The 21,073-nt window shown below is 44.3% G+C and carries 20 protein-coding genes; 10 read left to right on the top strand and 10 right to left on the bottom strand.

What is annotated here, in order from left to right; genetic code table 11:
- Positions 1 to 450 precede the first annotated feature (450 nt).
- The 4 genes from R8O70_RS05480 to R8O70_RS05465 form a co-directional block, all read right to left on the bottom strand.
- On the bottom strand, positions 451 to 1,290 hold the full coding sequence (locus R8O70_RS05480; RefSeq protein WP_258624637.1) for a DNAase: 840 nt from the start codon (positions 1,288 to 1,290) through the stop codon (positions 451 to 453).
- A 395-nt stretch (positions 1,291 to 1,685) separates the two neighbouring features.
- On the bottom strand, positions 1,686 to 1,952 hold the full coding sequence (locus R8O70_RS05475; protein WP_005373876.1) for a hypothetical protein: 267 nt from the start codon (positions 1,950 to 1,952) through the stop codon (positions 1,686 to 1,688).
- A 324-nt stretch (positions 1,953 to 2,276) separates the two neighbouring features.
- Positions 2,277 to 5,435 carry an efflux RND transporter permease subunit gene (locus R8O70_RS05470; protein WP_053304607.1) on the bottom strand — a complete coding sequence of 1,053 codons (3,159 nt, stop codon included), beginning with the start codon at positions 5,433 to 5,435 and terminating at the stop codon, positions 2,277 to 2,279.
- A 13-nt stretch (positions 5,436 to 5,448) separates the two neighbouring features.
- Positions 5,449 to 6,606 (bottom strand): efflux RND transporter periplasmic adaptor subunit, encoded by a 1,158-nt coding sequence (locus tag R8O70_RS05465; protein WP_258624641.1) that lies wholly within the window; start codon positions 6,604 to 6,606, stop codon positions 5,449 to 5,451.
- Positions 6,607 to 7,124: 518 nt separating this feature from the next.
- On the opposite strand from R8O70_RS05465, the gene R8O70_RS05460 reads away from it, so the two are divergent.
- Positions 7,125 to 8,642, top strand: a complete 1,518-nt coding sequence (locus R8O70_RS05460) for a phospholipase D family protein (RefSeq protein WP_258624643.1) — start codon at positions 7,125 to 7,127, stop codon at positions 8,640 to 8,642.
- A 90-nt stretch (positions 8,643 to 8,732) separates the two neighbouring features.
- A complete protein-coding gene (locus R8O70_RS05455; protein WP_005373885.1) occupies positions 8,733 to 9,320 on the top strand; it encodes a class I SAM-dependent methyltransferase in 588 nt (195 codons plus the stop codon).
- A 54-nt stretch (positions 9,321 to 9,374) separates the two neighbouring features.
- Here R8O70_RS05455 and R8O70_RS05450 read toward each other — a convergent pair whose 3' ends face one another.
- Positions 9,375 to 9,845 carry an ASCH domain-containing protein gene (locus R8O70_RS05450; RefSeq protein WP_005373887.1) on the bottom strand — a complete coding sequence of 157 codons (471 nt, stop codon included), beginning with the start codon at positions 9,843 to 9,845 and terminating at the stop codon, positions 9,375 to 9,377.
- A gap of 200 nt (positions 9,846 to 10,045) precedes the next feature.
- On the opposite strand from R8O70_RS05450, the gene R8O70_RS05445 reads away from it, so the two are divergent.
- On the top strand, positions 10,046 to 10,891 hold the full coding sequence (locus R8O70_RS05445) for a tetratricopeptide repeat protein (protein WP_005373890.1): 846 nt from the start codon (positions 10,046 to 10,048) through the stop codon (positions 10,889 to 10,891).
- Between the two features lie 13 nt (positions 10,892 to 10,904).
- The gene (locus R8O70_RS05440) at positions 10,905 to 11,300 is read left to right on the top strand and encodes a DUF2391 family protein (RefSeq protein ID WP_005373896.1); all 396 of its coding nucleotides are present in this window, start codon (positions 10,905 to 10,907) and stop codon (positions 11,298 to 11,300) included.
- Positions 11,301 to 11,309: 9 nt separating this feature from the next.
- Here R8O70_RS05440 and soxR read toward each other — a convergent pair whose 3' ends face one another.
- Positions 11,310 to 11,744, bottom strand: a complete 435-nt coding sequence (soxR, locus tag R8O70_RS05435) for a redox-sensitive transcriptional activator SoxR (RefSeq protein ID WP_258624646.1) — start codon at positions 11,742 to 11,744, stop codon at positions 11,310 to 11,312.
- Between the two features lie 201 nt (positions 11,745 to 11,945).
- Between soxR and R8O70_RS05430 the strand changes: the two genes are divergently transcribed.
- The 5 genes from R8O70_RS05430 (at position 11,946) to fusA (ending at position 18,657) form a co-directional block, all read left to right on the top strand.
- A complete protein-coding gene (locus tag R8O70_RS05430; RefSeq protein WP_005373900.1) occupies positions 11,946 to 13,154 on the top strand; it encodes an MFS transporter in 1,209 nt (402 codons plus the stop codon).
- A 154-nt stretch (positions 13,155 to 13,308) separates the two neighbouring features.
- Positions 13,309 to 14,190: a LysR family transcriptional regulator gene (locus R8O70_RS05425; RefSeq protein ID WP_005373905.1), complete on the top strand. Its 882-nt coding sequence runs from the start codon at positions 13,309 to 13,311 to the stop codon at positions 14,188 to 14,190.
- Positions 14,191 to 14,291: 101 nt separating this feature from the next.
- A complete protein-coding gene (dgcN, locus tag R8O70_RS05420) occupies positions 14,292 to 15,296 on the top strand; it encodes an N-acetyltransferase DgcN (RefSeq protein WP_139059311.1) in 1,005 nt (334 codons plus the stop codon).
- Between the two features lie 50 nt (positions 15,297 to 15,346).
- Complete coding sequence (gene dgcA / locus R8O70_RS05415; protein WP_258624649.1) at positions 15,347 to 16,339, top strand: N-acetyl-D-Glu racemase DgcA; 993 nt, start codon at positions 15,347 to 15,349, stop codon at positions 16,337 to 16,339.
- A 293-nt stretch (positions 16,340 to 16,632) separates the two neighbouring features.
- The gene (fusA, locus tag R8O70_RS05410) at positions 16,633 to 18,657 is read left to right on the top strand and encodes an elongation factor G (protein ID WP_047102779.1); all 2,025 of its coding nucleotides are present in this window, start codon (positions 16,633 to 16,635) and stop codon (positions 18,655 to 18,657) included.
- A 75-nt stretch (positions 18,658 to 18,732) separates the two neighbouring features.
- Here the strand turns inward: fusA and R8O70_RS05405 are convergent, their stop codons facing one another.
- Positions 18,733 to 18,927 (bottom strand): hypothetical protein, encoded by a 195-nt coding sequence (locus R8O70_RS05405; protein ID WP_005373920.1) that lies wholly within the window; start codon positions 18,925 to 18,927, stop codon positions 18,733 to 18,735.
- 187 nt (positions 18,928 to 19,114) lie between these two features.
- On the opposite strand from R8O70_RS05405, the gene R8O70_RS05400 reads away from it, so the two are divergent.
- The gene (locus tag R8O70_RS05400) at positions 19,115 to 19,927 is read left to right on the top strand and encodes an aminoglycoside phosphotransferase family protein (RefSeq protein WP_213872733.1); all 813 of its coding nucleotides are present in this window, start codon (positions 19,115 to 19,117) and stop codon (positions 19,925 to 19,927) included.
- Here R8O70_RS05400 and nqrM read toward each other — a convergent pair.
- Genes nqrM through R8O70_RS05385 form a run of 3 tightly spaced genes read right to left on the bottom strand, consistent with a single transcriptional unit; the run spans position 19,905 to position 20,909 of the window.
- Positions 19,905 to 20,114 carry a (Na+)-NQR maturation NqrM gene (nqrM, locus tag R8O70_RS05395; RefSeq protein ID WP_017635136.1) on the bottom strand — a complete coding sequence of 70 codons (210 nt, stop codon included), beginning with the start codon at positions 20,112 to 20,114 and terminating at the stop codon, positions 19,905 to 19,907. The two genes, R8O70_RS05400 and nqrM, sit on opposite strands and share 23 nt — an antisense overlap.
- Before the next feature lies 1 nt (position 20,115).
- On the bottom strand, positions 20,116 to 20,622 hold the full coding sequence (locus R8O70_RS05390) for a NifB/NifX family molybdenum-iron cluster-binding protein (RefSeq protein ID WP_005373923.1): 507 nt from the start codon (positions 20,620 to 20,622) through the stop codon (positions 20,116 to 20,118).
- A complete protein-coding gene (locus tag R8O70_RS05385) occupies positions 20,619 to 20,909 on the bottom strand; it encodes a DUF134 domain-containing protein (protein ID WP_005373924.1) in 291 nt (96 codons plus the stop codon). Before R8O70_RS05385 ends, R8O70_RS05390 begins: the two co-directional genes overlap by 4 nt.
- Positions 20,910 to 21,073 lie beyond the last annotated feature (164 nt).

Genomic DNA, 21,073 nt, shown 5'->3' with positions numbered 1-21,073 from the left:
TCAATACCAACACGTTAAAAAACACACAATCACTTAACAAACAGAGGGTTATTGTGTCTCATTAAGTGTGAATATGAACAGTTAAGGATTAAGTATGTTGAGTTTTATATAACCAAATCAAATAACCAACACAAGATTTATAATATGTCTTATTGTCAAAAACGGAATTTCACAGAGTAAAAATACACGTAGGCAACACATTCACAATTTAAACTCACGATAATGAAAACATTGATTGAAGAATTAACATTTTAACAATCATTACAACAATGTTAACTTTAGCCTCGTTGGTCGCGCTGGTGGTAAGCCTCTCACCAAGCCTATTGTCAGTTTTATATGGACGTTCGACCACCTCCAAAATGAATAGACACCCAATTTGGTGCCCTTTTTTCGCCCGTGAAGGTATTCTTCGCGGGCTTTTTTCTTTAAGTTAAGTATGAACGCTCTGGATCAACTTTTTTTTGCCAACCTTTCGGATTTGGAGGTAGTATGCGAATCAATAAGCGGAGACAGTGCTAGCAACTCTAAAACATTTTTTTCAAAGATTTCATCCGCGTGTCTTACCCAATCTAAAAACTTTTTTTGAGCAAACATAGGCTCGATTTCATATAAAAATTCAATACTAAAGTAAAACTCATTTTTGATAGGCAAATTGTACACTCTTCGATAGTCTTTTTTATACTCCAAATTTCCTTCTACATATTTTGAAAATGTATTTTCACCAATCTTGATATCTTGGCATTTGATTGGAGGATAACCACGAAGAAACTCTCCTACAAGGAACTCTTCTTTCGCTCTCTTTTTTTCTTCGTTTATCGGGTCCATTCCCCAACGATGATTTGCATACGCAATGGCATCATTCATCAACTCTGTATGATCACCTTTTTGAGAACCGTCAGGTGACTCTACAGCATGATAAAAATCCACGTACTCTTTCTCTATAAATGAAGATAGTTGATTAACACTAGTAATATATTTATCTGAAGATTTAATCCTTAACCGAATATATAAGCTACCTTGTTTATTGATTGGTAATAGTGGATTTATTATTTTATTTTGAAAAGAGAAATAAATCGTGGCCAAGTTTATAAGCTTTTCATGCCGCTCTACTTTTGAATCAATATTGAATCGTTGTAATTCAATAAAATCTTGGTATACATGACCTTGATATATATTGTTCGGACATTCAAATGATAGTACTAAGTCATCTATCTGGAACGCATTATGTAATAAATTAGAGAAATCCGGCTTTCCTCTAAAACCATCTTTACACATTTTAATAAAACTCATATGTCTATCTCTTATTCTTCAAATATGCATCAATACCTTTAAACGAGAGCCTGCAATATGAGTTCTAATTCAAGTAAAGGTAAGCCACATACTAAGGTAGTATGAAGGTCAAAAAGGAGATCGGATCTTTTCTAAATTTTAAATATCTAACATCACCTCCACTTTACTGAAATCTACACTTTTGAAAGTTACATCCGCTCCATCCAGCAATAGCTCATCAAACACGCCAACTATTGATAATAGGCTTGAGGATCTGATCTCCACCCATGAAATGAGAAACAAAAAAGCCAGCCTTAAAAGGCTGGCAAGTAGAGCAACAAGGTCAGTGCTTACTGCTAACTAACACCGAACTCGTATTGGATTCATTTTCGTCTGTTAGTCTCTTTTATCGGCGTTTATGACTTGCTTGCTTTCTCTTTGTGGCACGTTACCTTTACTAACTGTTCTTGCTCATCTTTAATGTTTTTCACGATACGCTCATCACGTGCGTGAATGGCATCCATGTTCATTTGCTGAATATCTGCTATAGCTTCATGTTTCATTTCAGAAAAGTCCTGACGTAAATCTGAGCTCCACTCCTCTTTGTCTAAAGTGTTAGCAGCAGCGATTGGTGATGACATTACAGCAATAAGACTTAGAGTAGATAGAAATACGCTTTTCATAATAAGCTCCTTGAGGATTAGCAGTTAATTTTAATTACAATTTATATATTGCACATACGATGCCAACTTTTATTTTGTTATTTTTCAACAACTTAAATAAAACCTCATATTCAACGTTATCTTCGTCTGGTAAATTTCGCTAACCAAGTGTCAAATTAACCATGCAAATTTAAAACATTAGAAACATACATATTAGAAATACTTTGTCAGGCAGTTTTCTCATCAGATAATTACGTAACTGCCCACTAAAAAATCACTTTGAATCAAAATGCGGAAACAAAAAAGCAGCCCGAAGGCTGCTCCTAATCGTTAACATCAAGCTTGTTAACTCGATACGCTTGCTTCAACGCTCGACGTCACTGGCGACTTTCTGAAACGATTAATCAAACGATGGATAAACCTCTTAATCGATCTGAAAATATTTTTAATATCTTCAAGCATTAAATACAAACAAGGCACCAACACTAAAGTCAGAACCGTTGCGTACAACACCGCAAAGCCCAAAGCGACAGCCATCGGTATGACAAAACGCGCCTGCAAACTCGTTTCAAACATTATCGGCAATACACCCGCAAACGTCGTTATTGAGGTGAGCGTGATAGCTCGAAAACGAGCACAACCCGCCTCAACAACCGCTTGTTTGATGTTCATACCCTTTTCTCTCACTTGGTTTACGTAATCTGTCATAACCAGAGAGTCGTTAATAACCACGCCAGCAGCAGCGATCAAACCAAATGTCGACATCATACTGATGTCTAAACCTAGCCAGAAATGGCCCCAAATCGCCCCAGTCAGACTAAACGGAATGACGGACATTACAATCAAAGGTTGGGTATAACTTTTTAACGGTACAGCTAACAAGATGTAGACGATGATCATGCCTGCAATAAAGAACAAAATCTGTTCATTACGCTGCGCAGCTTGCTCTTCAATATCACCGCCCAATTCTGTTTTCACAGTTGGGAAGGCTTGCTTCATATCCGGTAAGATATTGTCGTCAATGACCTTCACGATTTCTTGAGGTTCAACCAATTCTTCGTCTATCGAACCATAGACATAAACGGTTTGATACCCGCCTTCACGTCGAATGCTACTCACGCCCGGCTGCTCATTGATCTTCACCACATCACCCAACATGACCTTCTTACCTGCTGGTGTGGTAATCACAGCGTAACGCAATGATGAGAATGCTTCACGCGTCAATTGCGGGTAACGCACCATAACTTTAATTTCTTCACCATCACGAATAATGCGCTGTGCTTCGCCACCATAAAAGCTGCCACCAACTTGCTCTGCGATCATGGTGAGATCCAGACCGAGATCGTACGCTACAGGCGCAAGAGACAGGAGTACTTCTTTGCTTCCAGAATCAATAGAAGATGAAATATCATATAACCCTTCTTCCTGCTGTAAACGCTCTATCAAGTAACGCCCAGCCTCGTTGAGCTCATTGATGTTAGAACCAAACAACAAGTAGCCAAACTCATCCCTGTCACCACCACCCGCACTCTGCTCGCGGATTTTGATGCTCTTCATACCTGGAATAACAGGCATAGCTTCACGCCAACGTCGAGCCAGTTCAAATGTATTGAACGGGCGTAACTCTTCATCAACCAGAGGTACTAATACACGACCTTCGGTGCGGCTTCTGTTGTACGACAGCACATCACGAATCATTCCTTGACCATGTTCTGCAATGGTCTCAGATTCGATCTTTTGCATGACACGTTCAATAGTCTTGAGTGCACTGATTGTCTGCTCACTTGAAACGGTATCATTCATTTCAATAGTGATCGCAGGATAGTCAGTCGGCACTTTAGGGTTAGGGATCACCCGAACATAATTCGCGTTGATCAAAGCCGCGCTGATCAGCAGTAAACCACAGAACACCGCAAACACTGTCCAGCGCCAATGGGTGCATGTTGTTACAAAGTTACGATATGGACCATTTACAAAACCAAAAAAACGTTGGTTAAATCGGTCACGCCAGCCACCTGGTTTAACTGGCTTAAAATGGGTATGCGCCAAGTGCGCTGGTAGGATCAACTTTGATTCAATCAAACTGAAGATCAAACAAAGAATCACGACCCCCGCGATACCATAAAAGAAGGCACTATCAATACCGCTAGACAACAAGAAAGGGGCAAACACCGCAATTGTGGTTAACACACCGAAAGTGGCTGGTGTGGCAACACGTTTTACACCACGAACCACGTTTTCGACGCCACCGCCTTTTTCTTCAATTTCGCTGTAAGCGCTCTCTCCCATCACGATGGCGTCATCAACTACAATACCGAGCACCATGATGAAAGCGAACAGCGAGACGATGTTCACTGTAATACCCAAAGCTGGCATCATCATCACCGCACCAAGGAAACACACTGGTAAGCCGATCATTACCCACATAGCCAAGCGGAAACGTAGGAAAATGGTCAGCATAATCGCGACTAATGCAGCGCCTTGCAGCAAGTTTTTCAACATCATGTCGAGACGCCCATTTAAATAATAAGTCGTATCAACCAAGACTTTGAGCTTAACATCCTGCGGCAATGTCTTGTTTTTTGCTTCAATATAATTACGAACGGACTGTGCAACAGGGATAATGTTCTGATCACGAGTTGCTTCAACAGACATGTAGATCGCATTTTGCCCTGAGTATTCAAAGTAGCGCTCTTCTTCCGTAAAGCCATCTTTTATTGTGGCAATATCTTGCAACAGAACCTTTGCACCATTTGCGCCAAGCTTTACAGGAATATTTCTAAACTCATCACCACGGTAGTATTGGTTTTCAATCCTTACTGCAATCATCCCTGAATTTGTTTTTACTTCGCCCGCAGAAAAGTTAGCTGAATAACGGCTGATCGCGCTGCTGATATCGCTCAACGTCAGGTCGTATTTACGAAGAACAAGTGGGTCAACTTCAATCGCTATTTCTTCTTCTGGCGCACTCAGATACACCAGCATGACGTTTTCTAACTGAAGTAATTCATCTTCGATTTGCTTAGCAAGCGGTTTAAGCTCCTCGAGCGGTCGGTCCCCAACTAACCCCATTTCGATTACATCTTGGCGCCATTCAACTTGGTAGACATTGATTGGTTCCATACCCGCTGGTAAGTTAGACAAGGTATCAATACGTTGGTTTACATCATCTAAGACACGCTTGATATCGGCATTAACGTCTACCTCGATGGAAACATACGCGCTACCTCTAGAGGCCGTTGAGACTGCTTTTTTAATCCCGGTGACGTCTTTAATCGATTCCTCGACCTTAACGAGAATACTCTCTTCTATCTCTTGAGGAGAAGCGCCAGGATAAGTCGCACGAACATCAATGTAGTTCACCTCAATATTCGGAAACATCTGCCTTTGAATAAAGAGAAAACTCACCACACCCATGATAATGATGAACACCATCAAAAGGTTGGCAGCGACGGGATTATTCGCAAAATAGGCAATTAAGCCCTTTTGTTTAGTATCTTCCATGACATACTCCTACTTACTGTACGACGGTTTCGGAGTCGTCACTCTTTTTTGCGATTTGTACCGCCATGCCTTTTTGAGGGTACTCTGGTAAGGTCAGTACCAACTTATCACTTTGCTCTAAACCTTCGCCAACCAGCAAAAACTTACCTTCTGCTCTCAAAACCGTGACGGTTCTGGGTTGAAGTTGATTATCGCCATTCACCACCCACACGGTACGGTTTTTAACTAATTCCTGTGGTAAGCGATAGATATGCTTAAGTTCCTTACCAGTGAAACTCACTTCAACGTAGGAGCCGAATTTAATTGGAGGCTGCTGGTTATCGACACCGTATGGGTCCGCGATTTGAATGACCATGTTAATCATTCGGGTAGCGCTATCAATCATGCCTAAATCACGAACTACTCGACCTTCTCTAGTGGTAGAAAAGACACCTTGCTGCGTCACTGTCGCAGTGAGTTCACCAATGGATTCGGGTAAAAATGCACTATCAAAACCGGCAATGGGTACGTGCACCTCTGCCACTTCGATGTTGTTTAACGTGGCAACTCGAGAACCAGATGTAACAAATTGACCAACACCAATATCACGCTCAACAACCAGCGCATCGTAAGGTGCAACGACTTTGCAATTTTCTAACTCTCTTTTTGCTCGTTTGAGTGCCGCTTGAGCCGACTTCACTTGGGCTTGTGCGCTCAAAACGTGAGGTTTGCGTAAATACAAATCCGTCACTTGCTTATCGCTCAGTCTCTTTGCCTGACGTTTTGCCACTTCGGCTTTCGCTTGTTCCTCAATCAAGTTTGCGCGTGCACTAGCTAAATCGGCTTCAGCTTGTAAAACCGACGCTTCATAGTTGTCACTTTCAATTGTGAAAAGAACCTCTCCTCGTTTCACGATGCCACCCGTTACAAAATTCGGGTGCCAACTTATCACTTCACCACTGACTTGCGCGGAAAGGTGTGTTTTTTCAAAAGGGACTAATTCACCGTGACTGGTAATCACCACTTTGTGATCAGTAGGAAAAAGAGAAGAAGCCTGAACAGTAGGTTCTGTAATTGCATCTTTGGTTGACTCTTTTTCCGGCGCAGTTGCGGCAATTGCAGCATATCCTGCATAAGAGCCTCCAACGACGACGAAGGGTAAAAGCCAACGTAATATGGGTTTTGCTAACATCGAAAATCCTTTTTTATTGTTGTTTTCAACACCACACTTTTATTCAGTCCATTGCTCCCGGTAAGCATGGTGGTGAGAGAATTGAATTTGAATAAACATCAAAGCGGCACTTGCCTAGTCTTTTAAGCAGCTAACTAGATAGTTATTGCCAATTCAAAGTTAATAAAATTAACAAAAAATTAACCAACTGCGCAAGTTGCTCTGACTTAACTTTTATTCTAAATAGCAAATGACATGCCAAGCATTTATTTATTAAAAATCATATGGTTATATAAAAACCATTATTTTATCCAGTGTGCTATTGGTCATAATCACCAGATATTAGTGATTATGACCAATACGGCCATAATGATAATTAAAATAAATGATTATCTGCGCTCTAAAAGTTGAACTTGGTGCAGGCTCTATGGCAATTCATTGATTAATCGCTCGTTATCAAACGGTTCTGGGTGCATGTGGCGTCAGCTTAAGTCTATAATTTGGAGTAGGTAACACTCTGTAAGACAAGGAAATGTGCTTTGTTACAAACGCTCGCCAAGTTGCTCTTCCCCTCGCTGCTCACTATTTTATCGGCATGCTCATCCGTATCGTTGAATGACGCCAGTGAAAAGTCCACCAGCTTTCAGCTCGGTTATCAAAAGGATTCTGTTCTTGCGCAGTACTTTGAAGCTTACGGGAGAGCTCCTAAGTCCATAACTGGCTTTGCACCGTTAAATCAGGGACACGATGCCCTTCTTGCTCGAACCTCTTTGATCGAGTCCGCCCAGAAAAGCCTTGATCTTCAATACTATATTTACCGCGGTGACGAAACGAGTCAGCTAATAACGTGGCGCTTGTATGAAGCGGCAAAGCGTGGTGTTCGAGTAAGGCTGTTGCTTGACGATATGCAAAAGCGAAACGACGATGTGATGGCTGCCCTCAATGCACATCCTAATATAGAAATCCGCTTATTTAACCCGCATCAGTATCGCGACTCCCGTTGGTTCGCTCTTGCTAGCGATTTTGAACGTCTTAATCGTCGTATGCACAATAAGTCTCTGATTGCAGACAGTGTTTCCGCCATTGTCGGAGGTAGAAATATCGGCAATGAATACTTCTCTTTTGAATCGCAAGTTGAGTTTGGTGATTTTGATCTTCTGCTCTATGGTGAGGCGGTACAACAAACTGCCGATCAGTTCGACCTCTACTGGAATAGCGCCTATGCGATACCAATGGAATGGATTACACCGAATTCACAGCAAATTACCGACCAAGCGATTCAAAAGCAGGTCAATAAACTCCGGTTAGAGGAAAAGTTTTCAACCGGCCGCTATGACTTCACCCAACTGGATATGTACCAAGATCTAAAACAAGGCAAACTCAAGCTCTACTGGGGAGAAGCGAAAGTATGGTTTGATCTGCCCGATAAAGTCGCAACCCGAGAGAGCCAACTTATTGATAATTTGTCGGAACTGGTTAAAAGTGTTGAGGATTCATTTGTGCTCATTTCTCCTTATTTCGTTCCAACTGAAGTAGGTACTCAAGCATTAAGTAACGCGGCCAAGCGAGGCGTTGATATCACGATTGTGACCAATAGCCTCGCGTCTAACGATGTGTTTGCCGTGCATGGTTGGTACGCAAAATATCGAAAAGATCTACTCGAAGCTGGAATCAAGCTTTGGGAAGTAAAAGCGAGCGCAAAACTCAAAAGTAAGTGGAGCCTTACGGGGAGTAGCAGAGCAAGTTTACACGCTAAAGCAATGACGATTGATAACAAAACACTTTTCGTTGGTTCAATGAACTGGGACCCACGTTCGGCAGCTTTGAATACCGAAATGGCCGTTGTTATCGAACAGCCAGAATATGTGCAAATGTTTCTAGAACAACTGCCGAATCAACTGTCGAGTAACGCCTACGCCTTAACTCTGCGCGGCGGGGACATTGTCTGGACCAACGTAAAAACAGGCGAAAAATACGACTCCGAACCAGAAGCAGGAGTATGGCGAAAAATGGGCGCTTGGTTCTCCGGAATATTACCGATTGAAGATCAGCTATAACAGCTGCCAATACTGCAAACCTCCCCAGTCAAGCAAAACAAAATGGACGCTAGTTTTGGGCAGGGGACACAACCAACATAAGGAAGCTCAATGCCAGCGCAATGGAATGAATACTATCAGAAAATTTTAAGCCAACCTCACCGCCCAAGCGTGGAAAATGCCGTAAATCGACTTAAGATAGAAGGCAAAGTCGCTCTTGATATTGGCTGCGGAATAGGTCGAGACAGCCACTTTCTCCTCGAAAAGGGATTTAAGGTTCACGCATGTGATAGCAATGAAGATGCAGTAAAAACTTGTTTAACACGCTTTGAAGGTAACAAACGATTTTCGGTTTCGCAGTGCTGTTTTACTGAGTTTAATTATCCTCAGTGCAGCTTGGTTATCGCAAATGCCAGTTTGTTCTTTTGCCCTGACAAAGGCTTCAAACAAGTCTGGACAAAAATAGACAGCGCATTACAACCGAGCGGTATCTTCTGCGGCGATTTCTTGGGAGTGAAAGACTCCTGGGTGACCTCCGAAATGCATCCAAACATTACCGCATTAACGAAAAAGGAAGTGGAAAGCTTATTCGAAGGTTACGACCTCATTTCATTGCATGAAAGAGATGAAGACGGGACCACTGTAGTCGGAAGCCAAAAACATTGGCACATGTTTAGTGTGACCGCTCGAAAGCGCTAAAAATGGTCTCTCGATAAAGAAAGCAGCACTTCAAATCAGTGCTGCTATCAGAGATTAATTGACGGGATACACCACTTCAAAACGCTCTAAAACCAGCGTACGTTTCTCATGCCAATCGATGTTCAACTCATCGCATTCAGCTTTAAAAAATGCAGTATGAGCATCACGCCACCAGTTTAAGGTTCTATCACCTTCGCCTTCTGCGAAGGCAAACTCTGCGGTTACATCCTCATATTTGCATGTACTTACGTCAGTAATTCGTATCACGCAAACCGGGTCCCCATCCCAATTCGTCACTACTTGTAAATGACCGACTTGGGGCATGGTTTCACCATGTTCTCGATACCAAAGCTCCAAACTGCACGATGCAGTTTTCTGTCCAATACGAACCAAATCTGCGCATACATTCGCGTTGTATTCGTCGGCACAATAATAGTCAGCACTGACTGATGGTACAGCTTCCCTTTGTTCTGGTGATAATAATTCTAGGAATTGTTCTAAGTAATCCTTAGCTCGCGCGTCCATGCTCACTCCATTAATCATAAATTCGCAAGGAGGATAAAAGATATCACAACAAATAACCACCAGGAACAAACTGAAAAACAACAAGAATATGACTTCTACGAAGACGACTGTTATTTCTTTTGTAATAACTTTGCTAAACGTTTGTGCTATTTGCTATTGTTGCATGGTCTATCTGTACTCTTCTCGTGAAAGGACGTTATATGCGCTTATTTATTGGTATTTTTTTCTCGCTGATACTTGCCTTGCCAACAATGGCATCGGAGGAAAAGTATTCAGAATCGGATCTGTTAGATAGACCATTAATGGAACGCTATATTTTAGATGAACTAAAAGCGCTGCGTCAGGACTATCAAAGCCTAGAAAAGCGAATGATCACAGAGATCACCGATCGCGAGCTAACGGTCGCAGATAAATCGTTGAACTATGCCAACGTGACCGTTACATACTTCTTCTACATCATTGCTGGTGTCGCATCGCTGATTGCCTTTGTCGGATGGCAATCTCTGCGCGAGTTTAAACACAACACCAAAGAGATGGCTGATAAACGATTGGAGAAGATCGCCCAAGAATATGAGAAAAAGTTTGTCGCCCTTGAGCGAGATTTAAAACGCAAAACTCGCATTATCAGCGAAAACAACAAAGAGATTGAGAAAATCAACGAGATCCATAACTTATGGCTACGTGCACAAAGCTCTCAAACTCCAGAACAACGTATTGAAATCTATGATGAAATCTTATTAATTCGTCCAGGTGATTTAGAAGCGTTGACTTACAAAGCCGACGCAGCGATGGAAATCAACGAATACCATTGGGCACTTAGCATTTGTAACCGCGTACTTGAAGTCGATTACACCAACGGCCCTGCATTGTATCAACGCGCGTGTGCATACTCTCGCCTTGGTATCGAAGAGCAAGCTATTGAAGACTTGGAACGCGCAATTGAATACAGCCCATCCATTCGTGATTTACTTGCCGAAGAACGAGACCTCGAATTGCTGCACGGTAATGAGCGTTTTGAAAAGCTCTTACATCTAGCAAGCGAATAATGGAATAAACAGCATGAGCAGCCACTTTAATCTAGAAGACGCTAGCCAAGTATTGGTTGGTGCTTTTGCCCTAGCAGTCCCGATCTCATTTTCGGAGGAAGCGTGGCGATTGGGTGAGAGCCTACCAATGGCAAACTTGCTCATGCTGTTAAGTCTTTCTGTCATTTTCCTCAGTTTTTTCGCGTATCAAAGCGTGTTTCAAAGCCACATCAAGAATCGCGTATCCATCTTTATTTTTCGTGTGGTTATCGCGTACCTCATTGCGGCCGTTGTGGTAGCGTTAGTTCTTTTCTGTCTTGATAAACTGCCACTCATGAATGAGCCTTTGGTTGCGATAAAGCGCGTTATCGTCATCACAATGCCTGCTTCGATGGGCGCGATCGTAGTCGACAGTTTCGACAAAGAATAGAGATAATCGCTACTCTTCTTCTAACGTTAAGTTCGACCCCGAGTGGTCTTTCCCTAATACATCTTCTGGGTTTCGCAGTGCACAGGTTTCTAACGACAAGCACCCGCAGCCAATGCATCCGCCTAAATCGTTTTGCAACGCTTTAAGTTTTTGAATCTTTTGTTCTAACTGTTCATGCCAATGGCTTGCCATTTCTTCCCATTGCGCTTTGTTAGGGGCTTGGTGTTTCGGCAGTTCATCTAACGCATGTTTAATTTCTTCTAACGACAACCCAACTTGCTGCGCTGCTTTGATCACCGCAACACGGCGCAACACACTGCGATGGTAGCGACGCTGATTACCTTGATTTCTCCAACTCGAAATCAGCCCTTTTTGCTCGTAAAAATGTAGGGCAGATACTTTCACTCCAGAACGTTTTGACACTTCTCCTACGCTGATTTCCATCCTTGACTCCCTGTGTATCAATTTTGTTAAAAAAATGCTCTACCTCAAGTTTACTTGAGGTTTTAAAGTTGCACCATCTTAATTAACGCTAAACCCCGGCGATCTCAAGATAATGTGTTCAGCGCGAACGACTTGGTTGTTAAACACAAGACAGTTGGACATCAACCTTTTGAAATCCATCGGGAGTTAGAGGCAAACATAATGAAAAATAAAACTCAGCCGTACTTAGCTGGCCGCTTCTTCGACAGCATCTCCTCTGGCTTGTTCATGATGGCACTGCCATGGGTCATGCTTTCCGAACCTAACATGGGTACATTCGTCGCTTTAGTTTCTCTGAGCTGCACCGCGATTGCTTTTCTAGCAACGCCTTTCTTTTCCACTTTAATTGACCGACATTCACGCAAAGTACTACTCGTGCTCAATCAATGGATTCAATCGGGTATGGCTTTGGTGGTGTTCATTGCTTATTGGTTAGGGTTTGAGTCACACTGGTTGCTGGCTTTTGCGCAATTGGTGTATTGGGTTTCGAGTAATTTTGCATGGACGACCAACAATGCCTTCACCCAAGAAAATTATCAGCACCATGAGTATGCGAAAATTTCGGGTCAGCAAGAAATTGTAATGCAATCCACGACCCTCGGAGCTGGCGCGTTGGGTATTGTTTTGCTTGAAATGTGGGGTATGAAAGAGTTTGCTTTGTTTGCGGCCAGCGCCTCTGCGTTAGCAGCGATGTTCTATATTCTGACGCCTTATACCCAACAATTAAGGGCATCAAAATCCGTTGCTTTCATCGCGCAACTCAAAGAGAGCAAACAAATATTCCGTCTCGAACCCCGATTTTATGGCTTTATTCTGCTCTCTTGCCTCTCTTATCCTGCATTGACGTATTTGAGCAAACTGGTGCCGATTTGGTTTTCTGAACAAGGCATCTCTGGCGATTGGTTTGCAGGGTTCAACATCAGTTTTGGCCTCGGCTCGTTGCTAACCGGCTTTATTGTCACCAAAGTGCTAAGCCGTGCCTCCCATAGCCACATTATGTTCGCTTCGATGGTTATGGTCTCTTTTGCGCTTATCGGGATGAGTTTTGCGATGAGCCCGCTGACCATCTTATTGTTTACGGCGCTGTTTGGCGTATTTAACGCGCTAAATCGCATTGCGAGAGTCAACTGGATGCATCACACCGTAGCGGTTCATCAACGAGGTCGCGTCGATGGCGGCATCAGCATGTTTGCCACCACCATTCAATCTCTCAGTTACGTCCTGATTGCAATATTGAGTCATTACGAACTAACACAATACGGTTTTGCAATCGCGGCTGCTGTCATGGTGTTAGCAGTGATTTTGATGGGATTACTCAGTCGAGACGTCGAGCCGTTTAACGACCTACCCCTTCATGCAGCAGCAAAGTGAAGCATAGAAATTGAGAAGTTGAGAAATTGAAAAAGCGAGATAGGAAGGCAACCAACATCGTCTTCCTATTTTTTACGCCAGCACTTTTACCTCTATCGCTTATCAGCAAGGTTGGGTATTCTGAGGTGACCAACATGAGCAGAGGGAAATCGCAGTGAACTTAAGGCAATTAGAAGTCTTTTACGCCATTATGCAAGCAGGAACGGTGTCAGGCGCGGCTCGCTTACTGCACGTTTCCCAACCTAATGTCACTCGAGTTCTCGCCCATACAGAACAACAACTGAGCTTCGCTTTATTTGAGCGTGTAAAGGGCCGTCTCGTTCCAACTCAAGAAGCCAAAGCCTTATTGCCAGAGGCTGAAAAAGTCTATCAACAACTCGGACAATTTCGCTCTCTGACCAACAAAGTCAAACAGGGAACTCAACATTTACGAGTCGGTGCTCCGCCTGTTTTGGCCGCACACTTGTTAGCGCCGACTGTCGCGTTGCTGTCGAAAGAGCACGGCATCTCCTTTGAGCTCTCAACGGCTAATCGCGATGAGCTGTGCTCAGGTTTACTGAAACATGAACTGGATGTCGCCATTGCGTTCGGTGAAGAAACGCCACCAGCGATCATGGGACACATGTTATTAAAAGAAAACTTGGCGCTAATTGCCCCTAAAAGCGCAGCGATACCCACAGAAAAAACCGTCACTTTAGAAGAACTCATCAGTCACGATTTACCCATTATCGGTTTAGATAGCCGAGACCCTCTGGGCTTGCTGTTACATCAAACCTTGTCAGCGCGTGACGAGCATTATCAACATGCCATTACCGTCCGCAGCTACTCCGCGGCGGCTGAACTGGTGAAAAACGAAGCAGGATTCGCGATTGTAGACCCTTGGACTGCAAAACAATATCGCCAAGATAATGCCGTTTCCGTGCATGCTTTGGAGCCAAATATGTCCTTCTCCGTCTCTATTTTATTCGCAGAGCACACACCTCAATCCATTGCGACAAAGCAATTTATCACCGCCCTAAAACAACAGATGGGTTAAAGGTATAACCTGAAGTTATACCTGCCTAACAAATAAGCATTCGGTTTCCTAAATCAGTCTGGCTACATTAATGAGCAATAACGATGACGAAGGGAACCATCATGCAAATTGCTCAACCTTACCTACTCTTTCTTGGCGATGTAACCGATCCACTCGCAGCAAAAACCGCGCGTGGCATATACCAATGGCGACCTGAGATTTGTCTTGGCCAAATCCGCCTGACGCCAGAAACCGTATCGCTTGGTTTAACCGACATGACACTACAACAAGCGCAGCAGCAAGGAGCAAAAACGCTGGTGCTTGGCACGGCAAATCCAGGAGGCGTCATTCCCGAAGCTTGGCAAGCAACCTTACTTGAAGCGGCAGAGATGGGATTTGAAATTGCATCGGGCATGCACCAACGTTTGGCGGAATTTGCTCCTCTTGCCGATCTAGAACAACGCGGATTAACCAAACTGTATGATGTTCGCCATTATGATGCCCCGCTCAAGGTCGGCAATGGCAAAGCTCGCGCAGGCAAGCGAGTACTTACTGTAGGGACAGATTGCTCCGTTGGCAAAATGTACTCTGCCCTTGCCATTGAGCATGCATTGAAGCGTAAAAACTGTCGTGCAGAGTTCAAAGCAACGGGTCAAACCGGAATTCTCATCGCAGGCAGTGGCATTTCGATTGATGCCGTAGTTGCCGATTTTATCTCCGGCGCAGTAGAAGCGATCAGCCCTGAGTTCACCGATCACGATTGGGACATCATCGAAGGGCAAGGTTCATTGTTTAACCCTTCGTTTGCTGGCGTAAGTTTGGGCTTACTTCACGGCGCACAAGCTGACGCTCTGATACTGTGCCATGAGATTGGTCGCCCGCACATCCGCAACTTACCACATGCGAGCTTGCCAACCATTGAACAAACGATAGAAGCGAATCTGGCCGCTGCTCGCCTAACAAATCCAAACGCTCAATTAGTGGGTATTTGCTTAAACACTTCGGCGCTCAGCGAAGAAGATGCTGCCCAGTTATGCCAGGATTGGAGCGACAAATACCAAGTGCCCGTCACCGACCCTGTACGTTTTGGCGTTGATGCGGTTGCAGATAGGCTCCTTACGATTTAAGAAACATTTACGGTTTAGAAAATAACTGCGGTTTAGGGAAAACTAGTGAGATGAAAATTCATGTAGAACCTGTCACGATTGCCATGGCGACACCATTTCGCATCTCTCGCGGCAGTCGGACAGAGTGCCACGTAGTCCGAGTGACAATTGAACATCGAGGCATGACCGCCCAAGGTGAATGCACGCCATACCCTCGTTATGGTGAATCGGTTGAATCGGTGATTAAGGCGATTTCTCACGCCACACATGAACTGCAAAGTTTGTATGCCAAAGGCGAAGCTGATGTCATGGTTCTCAAAAGCCAGCTTCAATCGTTATTGCCCGCGGGGGCGGCAAGAAATGCATTGGATTGCGCCCTTTGGCATCTTCACGCGCTTTTGAGCCACAAGCAGCAGGTTAACGACCTCTTTGCGTTACCAGAGGCGATTGTGACGGCGATGACGGTTTCTATCGACACGCCGCAAGCGATGGCCAAACAGGCGCAAGCTTACGTTAGTCAAGGCGCAAAACTGCTAAAGGTAAAACTGGATGGTGAACACGTACTTGATCGCGTTGCAGCAGTACGCGATGCTGCGCCGCACTCGCAAATTGTTTTAGATGCGAATGAAGCATGGCAAGGCCTCGACCTCGCGACGGTATTTGCTCAACTCGAACCGCTAGACATCACCATGATCGAACAACCGTTGCCACAAGACTGCGATGACGTACTCGCCAGCATTCCGCACCCCATTCCACTTTGCGCCGATGAAAGTTGTCACACCAGAGAGCAATTGCATCAGTTGGTTGGCAAATATGAAATGGTGAATATTAAGCTAGATAAAACTGGCGGGCTCACTGAAGCACTATTATTAGCCGACGACGCCCAAAAACTCGGTTTTAGCCTCATGTCCGGTTGTATGTTGGGGACGTCGCTGGCGATGCGAGCCGCGTTACCTATTGCAGCTCAGGCAAGCGTTGTCGATCTTGATGGCCCGGTGCTGCTCGGACAAGATGTAACGCCAAGCTTGGTTTATTGCGACGGCGAAATCGTTCTTTCCAAATAGCCTAAACAATCCAGAGGTTTTGCTCCAAAAGTCACAACCTCTGAGTTTATGATCTCGATTAAAAGACAATCAGCCCCATCATGAAATAAGTCACATAAATTATATGGTTATTGAGGCATGCTAAGATTCCAGTAGTCCAAGAAGGTGGTCTTATGCATCGAGTCATCCGGAAAATGACGTGGAAAACGAATAGGCGGTAATCCCGCCCTACTCCAATGCAGTGCGTGGGTTTCTATAACAACCCACTTCCTAGCAATTCGTAGGTTTTTCACGCCATCTTGCAAGGAGGCTCTATGCCTATCAATAAAATACGCAATATCGCTTTTGTCGGTCAAACCGGGACCGGTAAAACCACGCTGATAGAAAAACTGCTCTTCACCTGCGATGCCACGCACCATTTAGGCAGCGTAGAAAAAGGCGATACCGTTACCGACTTCGACCCTCAATCCATCCAATATCAACACAGTATTGAAGCAACGCCAGTCGCACTGCGCTGGAATAAACACCGGCTCAATATCATCGACACTCCGGGACAAAACGAGTTACTTGGCCGTACTATCAGCGTTTTTCCTGCCGTTGAAACATCTGCCCTTGTCATCGACCCTCAAACCCCACTAAACCAAACTTCCGATCGCTTATTCACCTTTGCTAAAGAGCAGCAAAAATGTCAGATGATCATCATCAATAAGCTCGATAACCACGGTAATCAGTTAGAAAGATTGATGGAGAACATCGTTGAGCATTTTGGTGACCACTGCTTGCCGATCAACTTACCTTCGGCTGACGGGGAATCTGTAGTTGACTGCTATTTCGAACCAGAATTGGGACGAGAAACCTTACTTGCAACGGTAGATGAAGCTCATGAGACCTTAATTGACCAAGTCATCGAAGTCGATGAAGAACTGATGGAACTGTATCTGGAACAAGGCTCCGAACTCACCGCAGAGCAACTGCATGATCCGTTTGAAGAAGCACTGAGAACTGGACATGTGATTCCGGTCTGTTTTGTCTCAGCACAAACCGGCGCGGGCGTCGAGTTGCTGCTGCGCACCTTGGCGGAGATCATGCCCATGCCAAACGAGGGTAACCCTCCTCTACTGGAAAAGAACGGCAAAAAAATCAAAGTAAATTGCGAAACCTTAGAGCACACCGTCGCACACGTGTACAAAGTCAGCGTCGACCCATATATGGGAAAACTTGCCTACTTACGTGTGTATCAGGGTGAAATCAATGCGGGCAGCCTGCTTTATATTGGCGAAAGCAACAAGGCATTTAAAGTTGGGCACTTATATCAACTGCAGGGCAAAGATAGAACCGAGATCCCTCGCGCGCTTGCAGGCGACTTCTGCGTTTTAGCCAAAGTGGATGATCTCGAATTCGATTCAATCGTTCATGACTCTCACGAAGAAGATGGAGTTCAACTCAAAACGTTGGACCTTCCTGACTCCATGTATTCTTTGTGCTTGAAGCCTCTTAAGCGTGGAGATGAGCAAAAATTAGGAGATGTGCTGAATAAAATTGCCAGTGAAGACCCTTCTCTGCGCATCGAACATCGCGCTCGCACCAACGAAACCATCATCAGCGGCCAAGGGGAGTTTCACCTCAAAGTCGCATTAGAAAAGATGGCGAACGTGTACAAACTGGACGTCGAAACCTGCCAACCAAGCGTCGAATACTTTGAAACCATCACCAAACCTGCCGAAGGGCATTATCGACACAAAAAACAAAGTGGCGGTGCAGGCCAGTTTGGTGAAGTGCAATTGAAGGTTCGTCCACTCGAACGTGGTGCCGGATTTAAGTTCATCAACAAAGTAGTGGGTGGCGCCATTCCAACCGCGCTCATTCCTGCTGTTGAAAAAGGTATTTTGCAAGCGTTAGAGGAAGGCGCGATTTCTGGCAACCCAATTAAGGATGTGGAAGTCACCGTTTATGACGGTAAATATCACTCCGTCGATTCGAAAGAAATTGCGTTTGTCATCGCAGGTAAGAAAGCCTTTTTAGATGCGATTAACAACGCAGATCCTATTGTGCTAGAACCCATTGTCCAGATGGAACTGCACATCCCAACCGCGAACGTTGGCGATGTTTCTGGAGATTTATCTGGAAACCGAGGCTTAATCGAAGGCACTGAGCCAATCGACAGCAGCTTCACCTTACTCAGAGCCAAGTCACCTGTAAACGAGCTGCAAGATTACGCTCGTCGATTACGCTCTATCACTGGTGGTGAAGGCAGCTTTAGTATGACCTTAAGCCATTACGAGCCTGCGCCACCAGCAGTGCAAAAACAGGTCTGCCAAGGCAGTACACAACAAGGTTAATTCCCTAAGATTCAAATCAATCACATAAACAAAAAAGCGCCCTCATTTTGAGGGCGCTTTTAGGTAAAAGAAAAATTATTTATCGAGAGACAAACCTATCTGACTGATTTTGCTTTCAAACTCTTCGATGCTGTTCGCTTTGTAAGTCGGAGCACCGTTAAAGTAGCGCGGTTTCTCTGGCAGCATCGCATTTTTCAGCTCTTGTTCTTGATCGATATTGTCATGGTAAACCGTTACACGATTTGGAATATCCTGCTTCATTACAGCCATTTTGGTTCTCCTTTATTAAGACGAATAGTAAGCGTAGAACGAATTTATCGGAGTACAGGCGAGACTGTGTAAAATTTAGACACTCACAGCAAAATCATATTTAAACAGTTGCATTTAATATTTTTGAGGCACTTTGTCGTGGCTATTGGCAAACGTGAGTACAGCGATTAAGGTGAGATTTCTCTACATGAAGACAGGAAGTCCGGTGTCGCAACAAGAACTCAATCAAATGGGCAGTGCCAAAGTTTTTCTCATCGAAAAAGATGGCGTTCAAGTAATAGAAAAACGTAACCCTACTCAAATAGAAGTGGCGTTTTATCAACGCTATGCCGAGCAGTTTAACGCGCTTGGAATACACGTACCGCGCTTGATTCAACTCGACGACCAGAAAAACGTTCTGCACATTGAATACGTTCCCCACGCAGTCGAGCAAGCATTCTTACTTGAAGATCCTCGGGTCATTGAACAGCTCGTCAAACTGCACCGACTTCCACCAACATCAGATGGTGTTTATCACCGCCACCAGTGGACACCACAAGCGACTCAACAAGCACTCACTACACTTAAACTGGGCTCAGAGACAGAACAGTTCTTCCACCAACTACAACAACGAGCGGCGCACCTTTTTGATAGGCAGAACTTGATCTCCGGAGACTCGAATGCTGGAAACTGGGGACAGCGCGAAAATGGCGAGCTAGTGCTGTTCGACTGGGAACGCTTTTCTACAGGGCATGTCGCGATAGATTTAGCGCCGCTCATCGAGGGCATGGGCACATTTGATGATTACTTGAAGGTGGCAGGCAAGTATGTAAAGTGCGCCGAGAAAGGTGAAACAACAGAATTGGCGCGCGATATCGGATTAGCAAAAGCGTGGATCGTCGTCGAGGTAGTCAACATACTGGTCTCCAGAAAAAATCCGCAGACCAGCAAATATTTGGACTGGTTTCGACGAACCTTGCCGCAATGGGCCAAAAGCCTTAGCGCTCAGGTGATGAGTTAGGCTCTGAGATTTGATATAAACGCCTTTCAGGTTCTGCGCATGAGGTTTCGCAGTTGCATACTTTATCAACACCGACGTTGTTTAAACCGCCGCAACTTCCTTGAATACGCTTGTTATGAAAAATGACGCCAAGTGACATCAACAAAATGATTGCGAGAAAACCAAGAAAGGTAAATAACCAAACCATATTAACCTGCCTTATTAGCCATCGACTCTAGCTTAAGTATAGCAGGGCTAGATGTTGCTTTGAGTAGCGCTTTAGGTCTTGCCAACAAGGAGGTTTTTGATTTTTGGCCACCACAACCACAGGAGCCGCAGCCGCCTTTTTGTTTGTGAACACTTTTCTTATGATTGTTTGATGGGCGTCCTTGAGAGGGCTCAATCAAAGGCTCTCTTGGAACCGCAAGCACATCTTCCAATGAACTACGAGTAGACAGCCTAAATACTGGCGTGCCACTGCTAAGTAGCTTTGCCAATACACGTTCACCAATATTTCGCACAAGAACAGCATCCACATTGTACCCTTGTAGAGACTGAATCAACTGAGACTTCGCATTACAACCCGCTTGTGGCATAGAAGCAATGTTCGCTAAGTTTTTTAGCATACCGTCAGTATCAGAATAAATAGCGATGTATGGTGCTTTTACAAAGTGGTTTGCCACCCGCTCACCATCATTAGGAATAGCATAAATCATAAGTTTGACTCCTCATTCGGAAAAACTAATGCATGACCTTCAACTAAACTTTTTGCGACTTTCAATCTTGCACTTTTTACTGTGTTACCAAAAGTTTGTCTAGAAACGCCCATCTGCTCCGCAGCTTGCTGCTGGCTAAGCCCCTCTAAGTCGGCTAAACGTAGCGCTTCTAACTCTTCTGGTAATATGGCGACTTGCTCCAACTGATTAAATGGAATGCCATTGGGCTTAAAGCAGTGGTGAGCCGCACGTCCGCATATTCGTCTTTCTATCTTTGGTCTTGCCATCATTGTCCCTCAAAAACACAGAGTCAAATTACGCCTTAAACTGGCATATGCCAATAACATTTTTAGCATATGCCAATAAACTAAGTTTGCAAAAATCAACACGACAAATACGTAATACATCAGCATTAATTAGACATCTAATAATTTAGAAATTTCGATGACAA

It is taken from the genome of Vibrio sp. 779(2023) (assembly GCF_033344285.1).
GTDB classification, from domain to species: Bacteria; Pseudomonadota; Gammaproteobacteria; order Enterobacterales; family Vibrionaceae; genus Vibrio; species Vibrio alginolyticus.
Note: the sequence above shows the minus strand (reverse complement) of the source record. Positions and strands in the feature narration are given on the sequence as shown.

Excerpts from the sequence above, each read along its gene's own strand:
- R8O70_RS05465 (WP_258624641.1), bottom strand. The coding sequence starts at position 6,606 with ATGTTAGCAAAACCCATATTACGTTGGCTTTTACCCTTCGTCGTCGTT.
- dgcA (WP_258624649.1), top strand. The coding sequence starts at position 15,347 with ATGAAAATTCATGTAGAACCTGTCACGATTGCCATGGCGACACCATTT.
- fusA (WP_047102779.1), top strand. The coding sequence starts at position 16,633 with ATGCCTATCAATAAAATACGCAATATCGCTTTTGTCGGTCAAACCGGG.
- R8O70_RS05440 (WP_005373896.1), top strand. The coding sequence starts at position 10,905 with ATGAGCAGCCACTTTAATCTAGAAGACGCTAGCCAAGTATTGGTTGGT.
- R8O70_RS05455 (WP_005373885.1), top strand. The coding sequence starts at position 8,733 with ATGCCAGCGCAATGGAATGAATACTATCAGAAAATTTTAAGCCAACCT.
- R8O70_RS05445 (WP_005373890.1), top strand. The coding sequence starts at position 10,046 with ATGCGCTTATTTATTGGTATTTTTTTCTCGCTGATACTTGCCTTGCCA.
- R8O70_RS05470 (WP_053304607.1), bottom strand. The coding sequence starts at position 5,435 with ATGGAAGATACTAAACAAAAGGGCTTAATTGCCTATTTTGCGAATAAT.
- R8O70_RS05450 (WP_005373887.1), bottom strand. The coding sequence starts at position 9,845 with ATGGACGCGCGAGCTAAGGATTACTTAGAACAATTCCTAGAATTATTA.
- R8O70_RS05405 (WP_005373920.1), bottom strand. The coding sequence starts at position 18,927 with ATGGCTGTAATGAAGCAGGATATTCCAAATCGTGTAACGGTTTACCAT.
- R8O70_RS05400 (WP_213872733.1), top strand. The coding sequence starts at position 19,115 with ATGAAGACAGGAAGTCCGGTGTCGCAACAAGAACTCAATCAAATGGGC.
- R8O70_RS05430 (WP_005373900.1), top strand. The coding sequence starts at position 11,946 with ATGAAAAATAAAACTCAGCCGTACTTAGCTGGCCGCTTCTTCGACAGC.
- R8O70_RS05390 (WP_005373923.1), bottom strand. The coding sequence starts at position 20,622 with ATGATTTATGCTATTCCTAATGATGGTGAGCGGGTGGCAAACCACTTT.
- nqrM (WP_017635136.1), bottom strand. The coding sequence starts at position 20,114 with ATGGTTTGGTTATTTACCTTTCTTGGTTTTCTCGCAATCATTTTGTTG.
- R8O70_RS05385 (WP_005373924.1), bottom strand. The coding sequence starts at position 20,909 with ATGGCAAGACCAAAGATAGAAAGACGAATATGCGGACGTGCGGCTCAC.
- R8O70_RS05480 (WP_258624637.1), bottom strand. The coding sequence starts at position 1,290 with ATGAGTTTTATTAAAATGTGTAAAGATGGTTTTAGAGGAAAGCCGGAT.
- soxR (WP_258624646.1), bottom strand. The coding sequence starts at position 11,744 with ATGGAAATCAGCGTAGGAGAAGTGTCAAAACGTTCTGGAGTGAAAGTA.
- R8O70_RS05475 (WP_005373876.1), bottom strand. The coding sequence starts at position 1,952 with ATGAAAAGCGTATTTCTATCTACTCTAAGTCTTATTGCTGTAATGTCA.
- dgcN (WP_139059311.1), top strand. The coding sequence starts at position 14,292 with ATGCAAATTGCTCAACCTTACCTACTCTTTCTTGGCGATGTAACCGAT.